This window comes from Moraxella sp. VT-16-12 (assembly GCF_002224245.2).
Taxonomy (GTDB): domain Bacteria; phylum Pseudomonadota; class Gammaproteobacteria; order Pseudomonadales; family Moraxellaceae; genus Moraxella.
Genome location: NZ_NKHK02000001.1, coordinates 112,613 through 128,619 on the forward strand (window position 1 = coordinate 112,613; position 16,007 = coordinate 128,619).

Annotated in this window: 14 protein-coding genes; 9 read left to right on the forward strand and 5 right to left on the reverse strand. The window is 42.8% G+C overall.

Annotated elements, in window-relative coordinates:
• Positions 1-12: 12 nt before the first annotated feature.
• Positions 13-1,695 (reverse strand): NAD+ synthase, encoded by a 1,683-nt coding sequence (locus tag CEW93_RS00535; protein WP_255503865.1) that lies wholly within the window; start codon positions 1,693-1,695, stop codon positions 13-15.
• Positions 1,696-1,836: 141 nt separating this feature from the next.
• Here CEW93_RS00535 and CEW93_RS00540 point away from each other — a divergent pair, with 141 nt between their 5' ends.
• Positions 1,837-2,088, forward strand: a complete 252-nt coding sequence (locus CEW93_RS00540; protein WP_089539204.1) for a hypothetical protein — start codon at positions 1,837-1,839, stop codon at positions 2,086-2,088.
• Positions 2,089-2,333: 245 nt separating this feature from the next.
• Here CEW93_RS00540 and CEW93_RS00545 read toward each other — a convergent pair whose 3' ends face one another.
• Both CEW93_RS00545 and CEW93_RS00550 read right to left on the reverse strand, forming a co-directional pair.
• Positions 2,334-3,290, reverse strand: a complete 957-nt coding sequence (locus tag CEW93_RS00545) for a hypothetical protein (protein WP_146416618.1) — start codon at positions 3,288-3,290, stop codon at positions 2,334-2,336.
• A gap of 134 nt (positions 3,291-3,424) precedes the next feature.
• Positions 3,425-5,095 (reverse strand): electron transfer flavoprotein-ubiquinone oxidoreductase, encoded by a 1,671-nt coding sequence (locus tag CEW93_RS00550; protein ID WP_089539202.1) that lies wholly within the window; start codon positions 5,093-5,095, stop codon positions 3,425-3,427.
• Between the two features lie 387 nt (positions 5,096-5,482).
• Here CEW93_RS00550 and CEW93_RS00555 point away from each other — a divergent pair, with 387 nt between their 5' ends.
• From CEW93_RS00555 to CEW93_RS00570, 4 genes are all read left to right on the forward strand, one after another.
• Positions 5,483-6,082, forward strand: coding sequence for a DUF1285 domain-containing protein (locus tag CEW93_RS00555; protein WP_255503866.1), 600 nt, complete (start codon positions 5,483-5,485; stop codon positions 6,080-6,082).
• Between the two features lie 2 nt (positions 6,083-6,084).
• Positions 6,085-6,936 (forward strand): glutamate racemase, encoded by an 852-nt coding sequence (gene murI, locus CEW93_RS00560; protein ID WP_089541071.1) that lies wholly within the window; start codon positions 6,085-6,087, stop codon positions 6,934-6,936.
• Positions 6,937-7,313: 377 nt separating this feature from the next.
• A complete protein-coding gene (locus tag CEW93_RS00565; RefSeq protein WP_089541072.1) occupies positions 7,314-8,303 on the forward strand; it encodes a DUF4062 domain-containing protein in 990 nt (329 codons plus the stop codon).
• Positions 8,290-8,481 carry a hypothetical protein gene (locus CEW93_RS00570; RefSeq protein WP_089541073.1) on the forward strand — a complete coding sequence of 64 codons (192 nt, stop codon included), beginning with the start codon at positions 8,290-8,292 and terminating at the stop codon, positions 8,479-8,481. Before CEW93_RS00565 ends, CEW93_RS00570 begins: the two co-directional genes overlap by 14 nt.
• A 109-nt stretch (positions 8,482-8,590) precedes the next feature.
• On the opposite strand, the gene argJ is transcribed toward CEW93_RS00570, so the two are convergent.
• Together argJ and CEW93_RS00580 are read right to left on the reverse strand one after the other, a co-directional pair.
• A complete protein-coding gene (gene argJ, locus CEW93_RS00575; protein ID WP_089541074.1) occupies positions 8,591-9,808 on the reverse strand; it encodes a bifunctional glutamate N-acetyltransferase/amino-acid acetyltransferase ArgJ in 1,218 nt (405 codons plus the stop codon).
• A 29-nt stretch (positions 9,809-9,837) separates the two neighbouring features.
• On the reverse strand, positions 9,838-12,378 hold the full coding sequence (locus CEW93_RS00580; protein ID WP_255503867.1) for a penicillin-binding protein 1A: 2,541 nt from the start codon (positions 12,376-12,378) through the stop codon (positions 9,838-9,840).
• A gap of 322 nt (positions 12,379-12,700) precedes the next feature.
• Here CEW93_RS00580 and CEW93_RS00585 point away from each other — a divergent pair, with 322 nt between their 5' ends.
• From CEW93_RS00585 to CEW93_RS00600, 4 genes are read left to right on the forward strand one after another with little or no spacing between them, the layout of a single operon-like run.
• Positions 12,701-13,753 carry a pilus assembly protein PilM gene (locus CEW93_RS00585; protein ID WP_089541076.1) on the forward strand — a complete coding sequence of 351 codons (1,053 nt, stop codon included), beginning with the start codon at positions 12,701-12,703 and terminating at the stop codon, positions 13,751-13,753.
• A complete protein-coding gene (locus tag CEW93_RS00590) occupies positions 13,753-14,607 on the forward strand; it encodes a PilN domain-containing protein (protein WP_089541077.1) in 855 nt (284 codons plus the stop codon). Before CEW93_RS00585 ends, CEW93_RS00590 begins: the two co-directional genes overlap by 1 nt.
• Positions 14,608-14,609: 2 nt before the next feature.
• Positions 14,610-15,458 carry a type 4a pilus biogenesis protein PilO gene (locus CEW93_RS00595; protein WP_255503868.1) on the forward strand — a complete coding sequence of 283 codons (849 nt, stop codon included), beginning with the start codon at positions 14,610-14,612 and terminating at the stop codon, positions 15,456-15,458.
• Positions 15,458-15,988: a pilus assembly protein PilP gene (locus CEW93_RS00600; protein WP_089541078.1), complete on the forward strand. Its 531-nt coding sequence runs from the start codon at positions 15,458-15,460 to the stop codon at positions 15,986-15,988. Before CEW93_RS00595 ends, CEW93_RS00600 begins: the two co-directional genes overlap by 1 nt.
• The last annotated feature ends 19 nt before the right edge of the window (positions 15,989-16,007 follow it).

A 16,007-nucleotide genomic window follows, 5' to 3' on the forward strand; every position in this document is an offset into this window, starting at 1 on the left:
TGTGATGGTAAATCACAATTTATAGCCTTGGATTGCCCAACCATTTACAAGCGGATAACGGCGGTCTCGCCCAAAAGATTTTTGGGTGATTTTGGTGCCAATGGCTCCTTGACGGCGTTTATGCTCGGCTTTATCAGTCATGGACAGCACTTTTTGTACCACATCAGGGTCAAACCCTGCTTCACAAATGCCCTTGTAGCCCACATCTTCATCAATATACAAACGCAAAATGGCGTCTAATAGGTCATAATCAGGCAGGCTATCTTGGTCGGTTTGATTGGCTTTTAGTTCGGCAGATGGTGGACGGCTGATGACACGCTCAGGAATGACGGGTGTGTCTTCTAGGCGATTGCGGTATTGGGCTAGGCGATAGACATCAGTTTTATAGACATCTTTTAGGACATTAAAACCACCCACCATATCGCCATAAAGGGTGGAGTAACCCACGGCGTTTTCGGATTTGTTGCCTGTGGAGATGACCATGTGCCCAAACTTGTTGGATAACGCCATCAATATCACGCCACGAGAGCGGGCTTGTAGGTTTTCTTCGGTGGTGTCAGGTGTACTACCTACCAATAAAGGAGCAAGTGCAGATGACAGACCTGCCACCGCATCATGAATGGGGCAAATGGTGTAGGAAACATTCAGTCGGGCAGCCTGAGCGGCGGCATCTTCCAAGCTCATGGCGGAGGTGTATTCATAAGGCATCATCACCGCATATACCCTATCAGCACCAAGTGCGTCCACAGCGATACATAGGCTTAATGCACTGTCAATCCCCCCTGACAAACCTAAAATCACACCTTTAAAACCTGAGCGATTGACATAATCACGCAGACCCACCACCAATGCTTGATAAATCTCTGATTCTTCGGACAGGTCAAGTGGGGCTTTGGTCTGGCTGTCAAATTGACCTTTTGCCACGTCAAAATCTGCCATGATAAGCTGATTGACAAAGCGAGAGCCTTCATGGGCAATGCTACCATTTGCCTGCATGATGAGTGAGCCACCATCAAATACAATGTCGTCCTGAGCCCCTGCGGTGTTGATATAAATGATGGGTAGGGCGTATTTTTGGGCTTGTTTTTTAAGCAGATTTCTGCGAACGGTTTGTTTGCCAATCTCAAAAGGTGATGCGTGCAAACTGATAATCAGCTCGGCACCTTTTTCTTTTAGGGCTTTAATGGGTGCATCTTGTCGTAAATCTTCGCCGATAAGCAGTCCAATGGTGGTGCCTTTTAGGTCAAATAATACTTGGTTGCGACCTTCTTTAAAATACCGCCTTTCATCAAACACACCATAATTGGCAAGACATTGTTTATGATAAAAGCCTTTTTGTGTGCCATTTTGCAAGATGGCGATGGAGTTAAATGTGCCGTGATTGTCTACGTGCGGATAACCTAAGATGATGACAATGTCTTCAACCTGTGCCAAATCGTGCAGCGCTTCTTTGATGCGTTCTGATAGGGTGGGGCGTAGGAGTAAATCTTCTGGGGGAGAGCCGATGAGTGATAATTCTGGAAAAATAACAATATCTGCACCACGCACCTTGGCATCATGAGTTAAAGCACGCATTTTGCGTACGTTGCCTGCGATGTCGCCTACCCAAAAATTGGTCTGCATCAGGGCAATGCGAAGTATTCCATCTGGTGTGGTGATTTGGTGTAGTGTTGTTTCTTGTTGAGCGTCTGACATAGTCATTCCTAATCATTTGTTGTAAAAATGGCGGTCTTGGTGTTGTCCATATAAAAACACAAAACCACCAAAATAGTATATCACAGTCTGTCTTGATTTGTGGTATAGTATTGTGCTGTCATTAAAATTTTTGAGTATGCGATGTTTGCTTTTATTTTAAACGTCATCATCATTTTAATTGTGATGAAAATTTTTTTTAAATGGATGTACCCTAAGCCGCCTAAGAGCTTTTTGCCCCAAGAAGGCGATGACACCAGCATTCGCACCTGTGATTATTGCGGGCATAGCTTGGCAACTTATCGGGGGATTTTGCAGGCAGATGAGCAGGGCGAACACTTTTTTTGTAATGACGAGCACCAAGCTTCGTTTAACAACTCCCAAAACAAATCATAAGCCCACTAAAAATCATAAAAACGGTGTTGTGTTGTTTTTAAATTTATCTGGTTGTTGGTGTGGGTATCAAATTTTAAACTTGTAACAATGGCAGTTATTTAGCCAGACATATTTACCCAATCATTGTCATTAATTATTGTATAAAAAATAACCAATATTAAGTAAAACACAAGATTGATTAAAAAGGGTTGTGTAATGTTAAAAAAAACGGCATAAAGCCGTTTTTTGTTTTAACTTTCTCATCATTACATACCAAAGCCATAAGCTCCCAAACAAGAAATCGTTTTTGATTTTTTATCAAAAAATAGGTTTTTAGAATAATTACCACCACTACCTACAAATATTTTTTGATAGCCAGTTTGATGTATTTTATAACTTTCTACTTCATGACGATGAAGTTCGTAACTGTCTTCTTTGATAAGTTTTTTATGGTTTTTTACCAATTTATTTAAAATAGGCTGTTGATGTTGTGTAAATTGTTTGCTTGCTTTGTTGTGTGGTTTGTAATTAAGTAAAACGGCACTATATCTTTGCATTAGGTCTTCATCAGCATCTTTATGGTACAAAGGTACATCATGTGTGGCAAGAATGCGTTTGTTTTTATTTTCTTCATTAGTTGAAAACTCATTGATCCAATATTTTGGTGTGCCCAAAGCTACTATGCGTTTGCCGTCATTAACTGCAAATTGGGGTATGAGCGTCATAAAGCCTTCATTGGCAAAGGTTAATGTAAGACCATCGCCATCACCTTCCTCTGCTACTTCAATTTTAACCAAAGGTTGTCCAAAAAATGTAGCATTTTTTAACAAAATAAATTCTGTACCATCTTCTTCTGATGTGCCATGTTGAACAATGCTGGGATGTAAGATTTGGGGAATTTGTGCAGGCATTGCTCGGCCATAGTCATAATCGTAATGAGGAAAAAGGCGATAAATATCACGACTGTTACAGTTTTCTGTTATGCTTTTGATGTAAGGTGTCCAGTCCACTAATCTAGGTGTATGTTGTGTGGCGGTTTGGGTTTGTTGTGTTGATTTGGTGATTTTATTGCTGTTTTGGGTTTCTATGCCAAACACGGATTTTTTAAAATCATCACTCAAATGTAGTATTCTGTCGCCACTTTCTAATGTGGTGATAGCACATCCTTGTAATAAAAGCCCTGTCATACAAATTGTCAGCAATATTCTCATTTTTACCCCCATTGATTTGATGTAATTTTATTCTACCAAAATATTGGGGAGAGATAAACCATTTGCAAATATAATTTGTATTATTTTTTATCAATAAAAACCAACCGAAGTCAGTTTTTATTTGATGGGGTGTTTATTGGTATCAATTACATATTAGGATAGTTTGGACCGCCACCGCCTTCGGGCGTTACCCAAGTGATGTTTTGAGCGGGGTCTTTGATGTCGCAGGTCTTGCAGTGCACGCAGTTTTGGCTGTTTATCACAAATCTTGCCCCATGTTCAGCAGTATCATCTGCCACCACTTCATAAACGCCAGCAGGACAGTATAAACGAGCAGGTTCGGCATATAGGGGCAAGTTTTTGCCAATAGGTACGCTTGGGTCAGTCAGTTTAAGATGACAAGGCTGGTCTTCGGCGTGGTTGGTGTTTGAGATAAAGACACTAGACAGCTTGTCAAAAGTGAGTTTGCCATCAGGTTTGGGATAATCAGGCTTATAAGAGTGGTCAGCCTTATCAAGCTGTGCAAAATCATGGCTGTTGTCATGGATAATCAGTGGCATTTTACCGCTTAGTAGGTTTTGCTCCACAAAGATAAATGCCCCACCAAGCCACGAACCCATACGGTGCATGGCAGGCGAGAAATTGCGAGCTTTGTTGGCATCTTCAAACAGCCATGAGCTTTCACAGGCTTGTTGGTATTCTGCCACATCATCATGCTGTCTGCCGTTTTGAATTGCTTTAAAAATACTTTCGCCAGCAAGCATGCCTGACTTCATGGCGGTGTGTGTGCCTTTGATTTTGGCAGGGTTTAAAAAGCCTGCATCATCACCCACCAGTACGCCCCCTGCAAAGCTTAGCTTTGGTAAGCTGTTTAGACCGCCTTTAACCAAGGCTCTTGCCCCATAGGATAGGCGTTTGCCACCTTCTAAGATAGGACGGATAAGTGGATGAAGTTTTAAGCGTTGTAGCTCATCAAAAGGTGACAGATAAGGATTTGAATAAGATAAATCCACCACCAAACCAAAGCTGACTTGGTTGTTTTCGGCAAAATATAGCCACCAACCGCCATTGGCACCTGTGTCATTGAGTGGGTAGCCAGAACCATGCAAAATCACCCCTTCTTCATGCTTATCGGGGTCAATCTCCCAAAGCTCTTTTAGTCCAATGCCATAATGTTGTGGGTCTTTGCCTTTGTCTAAATGAAAGCGACTGATAAGGCGTTTGCCCAGATGTCCACGACAACCTTCGGCAAAAACGGTGTATTTGGCAAGCAGTTCATAGCCTGCTTCAAAGCTGGGTTTTGGTTCGCCTTTGGCATTAACGCCCATATCGCCTGTTTGTATGCCACGCACCGAGCCGTTGCTATTGTATAGGATTTCGCTGGCGGTAAAGTTGGGAAACAGCATGATGTCCATGGCTTCGGCCTGTTCAGCGAGCCATCTGACCACATTGCCCAAAGACACGATATAATTGCCGTCATTGTGCATGCTGGCAGGCACGACCGAACTTGGTAATTTGATGGCTTTTTTGGCATTGGGGAGCATATACACACGGTCTTCTTTGGCTTTTACCGTGATGGGGGCATTCATGTTTTGCCAATCGGGAAACAACTCGTCCAAGGCTCGTGTTTCTATGACTGCCCCAGATAGGATATGAGCCCCAAACTCTGAGCCTTTTTCTACAACGCAGACCATAAACTCATCAAGCCCTGCTTCTATGGCAAGCTGTTTTAAGCGAATGGCACAAGACAGACCTGATACACCACCACCGACCACGACCACGTCAAATTCCATTGACTCACGTTGTATATGTTGCATAAAATTATCCTATTGGCTATTTGGCTGATAGAAAACAGGGTTTGATTGATGAATAAACCCAAGCATTTACATGGTTAAAGATGAAAATCATCGTTGATGGGGGATTTATTAAAAGACATGAATAAAAAACAATCAATGTTTTATCCAAATTGGCTCTTTTAAAAATACAATCATTCAACAAAACCAACAAACGACCACAAGCGTTAAAGCATATATTTTACCAATCTTAACAGATTAGGCAAGTTAATTATGATAAGTTTTTAAAAATCATGGCACTTAGGATGATTTACTATCCCATCAAGAGATGTTATTAAAAAATATAAAAGTTGCTTTTTTGATGGATTTTAGGCAAAATTAACCATAAAAATGATAAAAGGCAATGAAATAATGACGGATAATGTCCAAAAAAACAACCAGTTAAGCAAATTTTTATCGTCGCTTGGTCGTGAGCGTAAAATACCCCCACTGGACAAATGGTCGCCAAGTAACATCACGCCTTTTGATGTTGTCATACAAGATAATGGCGATTGGTATCATGATGGTATAAAAATGACCCGTCAGTCGTTGGTGGATTTGTTTGCCAGTGTGTTATGGGCACAGGTGAGCGATGGGCAAAAACGCCATTTTTTAAAAACACCAACAGACAACTATGAGATTTGTGTGGTAGATACGCCCTTATTTATCAGTGGTGTGGATAAGGTGGTTGTGCAGAATGATGAATGGATAGTGTTTCAAACGACCAATGGCGATGACATCATATTAGATGATAAGTCTTTGTATTTTAAGGAATTTACCAAAGATGGCTTGAGTGAATATCGCCCCTACATAGACACACGTTTTAACTTAACTGCTCGTATTAACCGCAACGCCTTTTATCATTTGGTGGCACTGGGCGAGTTGGTTTGTGAAAATCAGCAAACAGTTTTGCTTTTGCAAAGTGGCGGTAAGACACACCGTGTGTATTACCCTGATGACTTGGCGAGTTAAAGATGATTGTTCAGCACCCTGATTTTCAAGATGACCTAACCGCTCCTATTGGTGTGTTTGATTCTGGGGTGGGGGGATTGTCGGTGTATTTGCACCTAAAAGAAGTCATGCCAAATGAGCATTTCATTTATTATGCGGATACTGCCAATGTGCCATATGGTGATAAATCAGGCGATGAGATACTGCTTTTGACCTTGCAGGCGGTGGCGACGCTGTGTAAATATGGCTGTAAACTTATCGTCATGGCGTGTAACTCTGCGTCTGCCCATGCCCTAAATGTGGTCAGGGAGCGATGTGCTGTTCCGATTGTTGGGCTTGTCCCTGCGGTAAAACCTGCGTGCCATCTGACAAAGACTTGCCAAATTGCGGTGCTTGCCACTCGGGCAACTTTAAATGGCGAACTGTTAAATCAAGTCATTAATGACGTTGCCACGCCACTTGGAGTTGTGGTGCATAAACACTTTGAGCCAGCTCTTGTGCCTTGGGTGGAAAGTGGCATGTCGGCTGATAGCCAAGTGGCAACGCTACTGATAAAGCAGGTCAAACAATGGGCAGATGACGGTGTGGACGTGGTGGTGTTAGGTTGTACGCATTACCCATTTTTTAAGGGGTTTTTGCAAGATTATATAGATACCAAGGGGCTAAATATTCGTTTGATTGATTCAGGACGTGCCATTGCTGAGCGGGTTAAATATCTATTAGCCATGTATCAAATCAGCAGTACCAATACCCATAAAAATATTGAGTCCTTACAATTATATGCCACGCATTTAGATGATAAGGTAATTCACATGGTGCAAACATTAATTTATCAAGAACCTATCAAAGTAATTGATTGGTATGATAATTCATGATATTTGGTAAATTTTTGTATTATTTATGTTTATTATCTAACAGCGATGATGCTCTGATTGGTTTTTTAAAAGGCTTTGATGAGTCAAAACATTACAAGGGCAATTATTTTGCCCTTTATTTTTTTTAAAAAATAACTATAATAACGCTCTCACTTATCATTTATCATATAATCAATTTTTTATTGTACATCTAATTTATTTTTTAAAAATATATCATATATTTTTATGGGTTTTAGGATTGATGAGTGCTTTGATTTAGGGATTTAAATATATTGTCATTATCGTAACTCCTAATTTAAAAATATCGTGGTTAATTATTAGACAATACAATGTTTGGTTTTTTATCATTGGTGTGATTATTGTTTTGAGAGGTTTGTGTGTCATTACCCCGTCATCATATTCATCTTGCTTGCGTTGCTGAGGACTTGGCATTAAGAAATGCCCAAGATGATTTGGCGATATTTGCCGAAGGGCGGGCTTTTTTGACCAGAGACCTGTTTGCCAGTCGTGCTCGCTCTGCTAATTATAGTTGGCGGTGTATCAATGATTGCGATGTGGTGGTGATGATGGTTGGTGAAAGTTATGGCAGTACCAACCCATCTGGGGTCAGTCAGCTGCATTTAAGTTATAGTAATGCTCGCACCACCAAAAAACCCATGGTAATACTCATTCATCGCTCAGCATCGCAGACCGCAGACCGCAATTTGGCTGATTTTGTCAAGCTGATTGAGACCCAAGTGAGTGAGTCGGTAAGTTATTTTGATGAAAGCAAAAATCTAATCTCTATTTTAGAGGCAACGGTCGGTAAACTGCTTTTGGAGCAGGAGCGTAACAAACAGGCACTGATTACTGAGATTCCTGTGTTGCCCAAGCTAATGCCGACCATTCATGAGTTAAAAACCCCCCAAATTAATGAAATGCGTGCCAAAAAGCACATTGGTTATGGCTTAAGACCTGCACTGCTATTGGATAATGAGTTTGATGTGGGTTGTACGGCTCATGCGTTTCAAGGTGGGACACTGATTGACGTGGCGTTTAGTTTTAGATTGACGTGGCGAGAGGTTATTGGTGCATTGATGCAGATGGGTGTGCCTTTTTCATCGCAGGGGCTGACTCGATGTCTTAACGAACGTATTGACAAACAGCAGGCTCATGATATGATAGTACAGACATATCCCAAAGTCCATGCCGTCAGTCGTCATCAAGTGGTAAAATCAGAAGCTTTGTGGATTCAAGATGAATTGCAGTTGGCAGGACATATCGTACCCATAGACCCTAATGGTGCAAGCACGTTGTGGGAAATCAGCCCAAGTGCCAAAAACGCCATTAGCCCCCTTAAAAAGGAGAGTAGCCATGACCAATCATGATAAGTTATTAGATGGATTAGATGAACTAACAGACACCATGCACCAAGCCGAAAAAAAACGCACCTTAGAGGAGCAAGTGGCTTATTTAAAATCAAAAGGCATTGACCCATCAAAAACTTATGCCAAATGGGACGATGACAAAGACGATTGGGACGATGACTGGCATGATGATAAGTAACTGTTAAATGGTTGATTGTATTAAAATTTGAGCTTATTTACTGTTTACTTACTATTGAGTTATCAAAATAAAAGGCGAACATTGTTGTCGCCTTTTTTGTGATTAAAATTTAGCTGCGATAGTCGGCGTTAATTTTGACATAATCATAAGACAAATCACAAGTATAAACCGTATCGGTGGCATTGCCTTGACCTAAATCAATGGTGATGGTGATTTGTGGGCGACTCATGACCGCTTGCCCTTGTTCTTCGGTATAAGCTGGGTTTAATCCCCCTGCTTGACAAATCATCACATCATCCAGATGGATATTTACCTGTGATGGGTCTATTTTTACCCCAGCATTACCAATACTTGCCACAATACGCCCCCAGTTGGGGTCAGAGGCAAAAAACGCTGTCTTAACAAGGGGGGAGTGAGCCACCGCATAGGCAACTTTGGTACAGTCATCGCTTGTCTGCCCGCCAGTAACCGTGATGGTGATAAATTTGGTTGCTCCTTCGCCATCTTTGACGATTTTTGTGGCAAGGTCAATAAATACGTCTGCTAAAGCATCAAATAAAGCTTGATAATGGGGGTGGCTTTCATCATCAATGAGCGGTGCGTGAAGGGCTTTGGCGGTAGCGGTTAATGTACAGCAATCGTTGGTGGAAGTATCACCATCAATGCTAATGCGGTTAAAACTTTGCTCGGTCAGACAAGCAAGCATACGCTGTAATAGTTTGGGGGTGATGTGTGCGTCTGTCGCCACAAAACCAAGCATGGTTGCCATATTTGGGCGTATCATGCCTGCCCCTTTGCTGATGCCTGTGATGTGGTATGTGGTGTCATCAATGGTGATTTGACGGCTTGCCACTTTTGGGCGAGTGTCAGTGGTCATGATGGCATAAGACGCCTGCTCCCAGTTATTGGGGCTAAGATTGGCAAGGGCATCAGGTAGGGCGTTGATGATGCGTTCATCAGGCAGGCTCTCACCGATGACCCCTGTGGAAAAAGGCAAAATCTCTTGGGGGGTGCATTCACCCAGCTTTGATAAGGCTTGGCAGGTGTTGGTGGCTTTGGTGATACCATCTTGACCTGTGCCAGCGTTGGCGTTGCCTGTGTTGATGAGTAAAAATTTGGGGCAAGCCTGAGTGATGTGTTCTTTGGCAATGATGACAGGAGCGGCACAAAACGCATTTTGAGTGCTCACTAGGGCTGTGCTGGCGGTGTCAGCAAATTTAAAGACAGTCAAATCATCACGGTTTGGGTAGCGAACGTGTGCTTTGGCGACACCTATCTCTACGCCATCAATGGGGTAAATGCTGTCAGGTAAACTAAAATCATTCATCAGTCATATCCTTGGTTTGTTAATCACTGTTATTCAGCAGGAACGTCTTCGCCATCCCCTTCGGCAATCACCGCACCAGCAGGCAAGCTGACCATGTCGTTTTGCAAGCTGTCTGTGGCAGATGGGGCGTTTTGGTTACTCTCTTCTATGGCTTGGGCGATTTCGCTTTCATTATCATCGGTGATGTTGATGACTTTTTGGGTGGCTTTTTCGCTTTTTGCGACGTTGGCTTCTGAAACCCATTGGGTGGGCTTGCCTTTTAGCTGACCGCTCATAAAACGAACCCATACAGGCAAAGCAAGTGTGCCACCAAAGGCTCTTGCCCCTAACGATGCAGGGTCATCATAACCCATCCACACAACCGCCACATTGGTGGGGTGTACTCCTGCAAACCAAACGTCTTTGGCTCGGTTGGTTGTTCCTGTTTTACCACCAATGTCCGAGCGACCCAAGGCACGAGCTTTGGTGGCAGTCCCCCCCATGACCACACTGCGGAGCATACCTGCCATCTGATAGGCGGATTTGGCAGATAGGATACGGGGAGCTTGTTCAGCGACGGTGTATTGAATGGCTTGTTTGGGTCTTAGACGGTCAAAAATCGGCTGAGCATCTAGCTCTGGGTGCTGCTGGCGAGCTAAGTTTTGTGCCTTGATGATGTCTGTATTGGGCATAAACTCAGCGACATCTTGCGGGTCGGTTTTATTGGTTTTATCGGTTTTGGCTGATTTTTTGTTTTGTTTGGTTTGTTTGTCTTCTTTGTCTGGTTTGTTATCTTCGGCGGTTTCGGTTGGAAGTGGTTCTTTACCAAAATTATCAAGCAGTTTGGCGTTGGTTTGGCTTAATGTTTTGTTAAAACAGATGGCACAGGCTTGGGCAGGGTTTGCTTGATAAATGGTGTTGCTATCAAAGTTATAAATACGTTCAATAAAATAAGGCTGTATGCGATGACCGCCATTAACAAAGGTGGCATAAGAAGTCGCCATTTGTAGGGGGGTGGCATCTGTTGCCCCAAGTGCCAACGTATAAGAAGCTGGCAGACGCTCTTTTTCTAAGCCAAATTGCGACAGCATTTCGTGGGTGCGTTCCATGCCAACGCCCTGCATGATGCGAATGGACGGTAAGTTACGAGAAAACGCCAATGCGTTACGCATACTGACCGCCCCACCAAATCCGCCCCCAGCGTTTTTAGGTCGCCAACTGCCGATACGCAGTGGGGCATTTGAGATGACGCTATCGGGGGTGTATTTTTTGGTTTCTAAGGCAGCAGCATAAATGAGTGGTTTGATGATAGAACCCGGTTGGCGATAGCCTTGGGTGGCACGGTTAAATTTGCTATGATAAAAGTTAAAACCGCCCACCAAAGCAATCAACGCCCCATTTTGGGGATTGAGCGAGACTAATGCCCCTTGTACACGTGTGGGTTGAGTGATTTTCCAATGACTGCCTGTGTTGATGACGCGCACGATGTTGCCAACTTGAATGCGTTTTGGGGTGTCTTTTTTTGGGTCGCCGTCTATGCGGTTTTTGCCAAGATGTTTGGTTGCCCAAGGTAGCCCCGGTCCTGCAACTTTGATTTTTTCGCCTGATTGTAGCTGTACTTCATAGGTACTACCTAGCACGCGTGTTACTTTGGCAGGAAGCATGTTATCAAAAGGGCGAAAATTTTTTAAGTCGCCTTCTAGGGCTTCAACACCACGATAACCGCCGTGGTCATAGCCTTTTAAGCCTGCGATGACGGCTTTTTCTGCTTGTATTTGGTCATCACTGTTTACTGTCAGTTGCACTCGCCAACCACTGTCCATCACCTGCTCGCCGTATTTTTCCACCAGTGCTGAGCGTGCCATTTCGGCAATGTAGGGCATATTTAGGTCAAGTTTTTCTTTATATAGGTGCAAACCAATGTCTGCTTTAATGGCTTCATCATGCTGAGCTTGGGTGATAAAACCTTGTGAGAGCATACGCCCAATAATCCAGTTTCGTCTTTCTAGGGCGCGCGTGGGGTTATTGACAGGGTTAAAGGCAGATGGGGCTTTAGGCAGACCAGCGAGCATTGCCATTTCAGCGATGGTGAGATTTTCTAGTGATTTACTAAAATATTTTTTGGCAGCAGCACGAATGCCATACGCCCCTTCACCAAGATAAATTTTATTGACATAAAGTGTCAGAATTTCATTTTTTGTCAGTTCATTTTCAATTTTTCGTGCAATAAACAGTTCTGTTAATTTTCTTTCTATGGTTCGCTCTGAGCTTAAAAAATAATTTTTTGCCACCTGCATGGTGATGGTTGAGCCACCTGTCTGTGTGTCATCACTGGTGGCAACTTCGGTTAAAGCACGCCCCAAACCCTTGATACTAATGCCCGTATGCTCATAAAAGGTGTCGTCTTCTGCTGCCAAAAATGCCTGAATCAAATGCTCAGGTAACTCTTCATACGCAACAGGTAAAGAGTATTTATTGCCATATTGACCGATTAATTTATTATCAGCAGTGTAAATTTGGAGTGGCATTTGCAACTGCATGGTTTTGAGTTCTTTGACATTTGGTAAAGTGGGTTCTAGGTACATTGCCATACCATAAAATCCGATGGGAAATGCTAAAATAAGAATCAAAATCAAGGCAAAAAGTGCCAAAATAAGCTTCAAAAATGCAGAAATCAGACGAACGGCAGTATTTGTTTGAGACATAGCAGATTGGGGTAGTTAAAAATAAGTTTAAATGGTGTATTATACTCTTTATGTAAAGATTGCGTTACAAAAAATGTAGATTTATGCAAAAAGATACAAAAAATTACTTCTAGGTATCTGCTAAGTGTAACGCTGTGTATCTTTATCACGATAACTTTTAAAATATACAATTTTTTTCGTCAAACTGCAAATATAAGGAATAAAGTCTGTGAGACTATTTACTCCCAAAGGTCGGCATCTCATAGGGCTAGATGTCAGTACCACGTCAGTAAAACTTGTTGAACTTCAAAAACAACAAGGTGGGCTTTTGCTTAAATCTTATGGCATTGAGCCATTAGAGCCAGGCTGGGTCGTTGATAAAAATATCGTCAATAGCGAAGAAGTTGGCGAGGCGATTGCACGTTTGGTACGCAGAACAGGTGTGGGCTCAAAAGAAGCTGCCACAGCAGTATCAGGCTCTGCGGTCATCACCAAAGTCATTGAAATGGAAGCGGATTTGTCTGATTCTGACCGTGAAGCACAGATTCGTTTAGATGCTGAGCAATATATCCCTTATCCTTTGTCAGAGGTCAACCTAGATTTTGAAGTGCTGGGCAATGCAAATGTTGAGAGCTTGGTTAGAGTATTGTTGGCAGCTTCTCGCTCTGAAAATGTGGACCAGCGTGTTGAGACACTTGCCATTGGTGGCTTAAATACCAAAGTGATGGACGTGGAGTCTTATGCCATTGAGCGAGCATTTAGTTTGATGGTAGATACCCTGCCACATGAACCAAAAATAGTGGCATTGATTGATATTGGTCATAAACAAACCACGCTTTATATTGCCAAAGATGGTGAGTTTATTTATAGCCGTGAACAAGGTTTTGGTGGCGAACAACTGACCGAAGCCATCCAAAGCCGTTATAGCATTCCTTATCATGATGCGATGATTGGCAAGCATGAATACACGTTGCCTGCCGATTATCGTGAGACGGTGCTGATACCTTTTATTGAAAATGCTGTTCAGCAAATCAGCCGTTCATTGCAGTTTTATTTTTCATCTAGCGAATATAACAACGTTGATCACATTGTCTTATGTGGTGGCACAGCAGGTTTGCCGGGGCTGGTGGAGATGGTGCAAGAGCGTATGGGTGGTTTGGTGTCGGTTGCCAATCCTTTTGAAGGCATGAATATCAACAGTCGTGTGAATGCAACTGCCTTACAAAAAGACGCACCAAGTTTGATGGCAGCTTGTGGATTGGCTTTAAGGAGTTTTGACTGATGGCACGTATTAACTTATTACCCTGGCGAAAAGAAGAGCGTGAACGTAAAAACAAAGAATTTAACGCACTCATCGCAGGCACACTCGTGTTGGCGGCGATTTGTGGTTTTATTGCTTATTCTGTGTTGAATGGGGCATTAAATAGTCAAAATAATGCCAATCAACGCATTAAAGACGCCAATGCACAGCTTGATGTGGCACTAAAATCCATTGAAGAGCTGGAAGCCCAACGCGAGCAAATGCTCTCACAGATGAAAGTGATTCAGGATTTGCAAGGTCGCCGTTCTATTCCTGTGCGGGTATGGGACGATTTGGCTCGTGCTGTGCCAAGTGCTATGTATTTGGTCAGCATTAAGCGTGAAGATGATTTGATTACCATCACCGGTCAAGCCAGTAACGCCAACGTGGTGGCAGGTTTGGTGCGTAATTTAAATGCCAGTCAATGGCTAGATGGTTCGGCAGTGGTGAGTATTAAAAGTAAAATTCAGGCTTATCAAGACAATGCACCCACGCAACTGGCATCTGGTTCAAATGAACCTGCCCGTCCTGTGTATCCTGAGGACAGCTATGTGGAGTTTGTGGTAACCACCAAAGTTCAAGAGCCAAAAGCCCAAGAAGAAGGTCAAGCAGGCGAGCAAGCAGTTGTGATGCCAGAGACGACCATGACAGACCCTACTCAGTTTGACCAGTCTTTGACACAGCCTGTCAATGTAGAGCCTGTTGGTACAGAGTCGCCACAGCCACAAACACAACCACAGTCGCAACCACAAATGACTGAACCAACACCTGCCCCACAGCAAGCAGACCCAAATCAAGTTGCCCCTGAAACAAGCAATGCACCAGCGGGAGTATAGTAATGAAATTTAGTCTAAAAAAACCCAAAAAGACCCAAGAAGACATACAACAAAGCGAAGAGACCACAGGTGCATCCAATCCAAAGCCGTCATTGGCAGGAATGTTTTCAAAGTCAAAGGGCGACAAAGCAAAAACTCGCACCAGTCCTGCTAAAAAAGGCAGAACCAAAAGCAAAAAACTTGCCCCCAAAAAGAAAAAAGAGTCTTTTAATTTTAAAAAGTTTTGGGCAGAGGTAAACTCGCTAAATGCTCAAAACTATGGCTCTGCCCCCCTGGCGGTTAAGATTTTTTTGTTAAGCGTACTGTTTTCTGTCATTTTATTGGTGGCATGGCTTGCACTATTAAGACCAAAGCTAGATGAGATTAAAGCTGCCGAAGCTCAGCAAACAACACTTTTGGCTGAATATCAACAAAAAGAATCCAAAGCCCGTCATTTAGACGAATACAACCGTCAAGTTAATCAAATGAAAGCGGATTTTTCAGAGTTGCTCAATCAGCTTCCCAAAGACACCCGAGTACCAGAGCTTGTGGATGGCATTAATATGGTGGGAAGTGGTAGTGGCATCAAATTCCAAGACATTTCAGTACAACCTGAGGTAGAGCAAGAGTTCTTTATTGAACAACCTATACAAATCATTGGATTGGGCAACTATCATCAATTTGGTTCTTTTGTCAGTGGCATTGCTGCTTTACCTAGAATTATCACCATGCATAATTTTGAAGTTAAAAATCAACAGCCATCTTTGGATAGAATGCCTGAGCTACAACTGGTGCTTAGCACAAAAACTTATCGTGCCAAAGAAGTGGATTTAAATGCACCTGCAAACAATCAACCAACGGAGAATAAATAATGCATCGTTTTAAAAATGCAAAAATCGCCTTGTTGGTCGCTATGATGACTGCCATAGTGGGGTGTGCTGACAGGGTTAGCTTGGCAGAAGATGAAATGCAAAAAATCCGTCAGCAGCCACCACAACCAATTCAGCAGCCACCACAACCACAGCCGATTGAGGATTTTGCTTATGCTGCCAGCAACATCAGAGACCCATTTTTTCCACAAAGTCTGTTGGAACTTCAAGCAAAAGTGGCAGACGCACCAACCATCAAACCTGATGAAAATCGTGCCAAAGAAGAGCTTGAATCTTATGAGCTGACCGAGCTTGTTTATAAAGGTAAAGTTGTCGCTCCCAATGGTCAAGAGTACGGTCTGGTGTTGGCTCCTGATGGCTTAGTCAGAGATGTGCAGATTGGTAATTATATGGGTAAAAATCATGGTCGTATCGTGGAGATTACCCAAACCCAAATCAACATGATTGAAATTGTTGAAGATACTCGTTTGGGTTATGTTGAAAAATCAGCCAATCTTATCTCCCCTAACTAATTAATCCTGAGGATACAAT